This is a genomic window from Nostocoides australiense Ben110 (genome assembly GCF_001050535.1).
Classification (GTDB): Bacteria; Actinomycetota; Actinomycetes; order Actinomycetales; family Dermatophilaceae; genus Nostocoides_A; species Nostocoides_A australiense.
The window spans coordinates 4,255,717-4,257,319 of sequence record NZ_HG764815.1; the positions used below are offsets into that span (position 1 = coordinate 4,255,717).

At 72.7% G+C, this 1,603-nt stretch carries 2 protein-coding genes; both read left to right on the top strand.

Annotation, left to right across the window (positions count from 1 at the left end; all coding sequences use genetic code 11):
- Window positions 1-876, top strand: an 876-nt coding sequence (locus tag BN11_RS21095) for an LLM class flavin-dependent oxidoreductase (RefSeq protein ID WP_048700453.1), incomplete at its 5' end; no start/stop codon positions are given.
- A gap of 85 nt (window positions 877-961) precedes the next feature.
- The coding region (locus BN11_RS21100; protein ID WP_327152908.1) for an ATP-dependent DNA helicase at window positions 962-1,603 on the top strand (642 nt) is incomplete at its 3' end.

The following is a 1,603-nucleotide window of genomic DNA, read 5'->3' on the forward strand; positions in this document are numbered from 1 at the left end:
TTCGAGCGGATCTGGTATGCCGAGCACCACAACATGCCCGCCATCGCCTCCTCGGCCACGGCGGTTCTCATCGCCCATGTCGCGGCCCGCACCGAACGGATCCGCCTCGGCGCGGGCGGGGTCATGCTGCCCAACCACGCCCCGCTCATCATCGCCGAGCAGTTCGGCACCCTGGCCGAGTTGCATCCGGGACGGATCGACCTGGGCCTCGGGCGCGCCCCGGGCACCGACCAGGTCACGATGCGCGCCCTGCGGCGCGACCCGGGCGCGAGCGACGAGTTCCCCTCCGACATCAAGGAGTTGCAGGGCTATCTCGCCGGCGAGTCGGTCATCCCGACGGTCGAGGCGCACCCGGGTGCGGGCACCCACGTGCCGCTCTACATCCTCGGTTCCTCGCTGTATGGTGCGCAGCTCGCCGCCGCGCTCGGGCTGCCATACGCCTTCGCGAGCCACTTCGCCCCCGACGCGCTGCTGCAGGCCATGCAGGTCTATCGCGAGCGCTTCGCCCCCTCCGCCCAGCTCGCCGAGCCCTATGCGATCGCCGCGCTCAACGTCGTCGCGGCGCAGGACGCCCAGAGCGCGCAGGACCTGGCGCGGCAGGTGCTCGCGGCGCGGGCGCGCAATCTCGCCGAGCGTGTCCCGGGCCTGGCGGGACGGATCGACGAGTTCACCGACGACGACCTCCTCGCCTCCCCGGTGGGGGAGCAGGCGCGGCACATGCTGACATACACCGCCGTCGGCGACGGGGAGCAGGTGGCCGCCTACCTGCGCGCCTTCCGCGAGCGGTGCGGCGCCGACGAGCTGATGATCACCAACCCGGCGCCCGGTCTGGCGCAGCGGCACACCGTCCTCGACGTCCTCGCCGGGATCGGCTGAGCCCGCCCCGCGGGGCTGTGGAAAACGTGCCGGGCTGTCGGAGGGGCGGCATAGGGTGACCCGTTTGCCGACCCTCCCCGAGCTCATGCGCGCCGCGGTCAGCGACCTCGGCGGCACGCAGCGGCCGGGTCAGACCCAGATGGCGCAGGCGGTGCTCGACGCCGTCGACAAGGAGGAGCACCTGCTCGTCCAGGCCGGCACCGGCACGGGCAAGTCCCTCGGCTACCTCGTCCCGGCGATCCTGCACGCGCAGCGCAGCGGCAAGCCCGCCATCGTCGCCACGGCCACCTTGGCCCTCCAGGGGCAGATCATCGATCGCGACCTGCCGCGGCTGGCCACCGCCCTGGCCCCGATCCTCGGGCGGCGCCCGACCTATGCCCTGGTCAAGGGCCGCCGCAACTATGTCTGCCTGCACAAGCTCGAGGGCGGCTTCCCCGACGAGGACGAGGGCCTCTTCGACGTGGGGGAGGCCGATGCCTCCGCAGGCCGGCTCGGCAAGGAGGTCGTTCGCCTGCGCGAATGGGCCCAGGAGACCGAGTCCGGTGACCGCGACGAGCTCGTCCCGGGTGTGTCCGAGCGGGCCTGGCGCCAGGTCAGCGTCGCCGCCGAGGAGTGTCTCGGCTCGCGCTGCCCGCTGGCCGGCGAGTGCTTCGTCGAACGCTCCCGGGCCGCCGCCAAGGATGTCGACATCGTCGTCACCAACCACTCCTTCCTCGCGATCGACGCC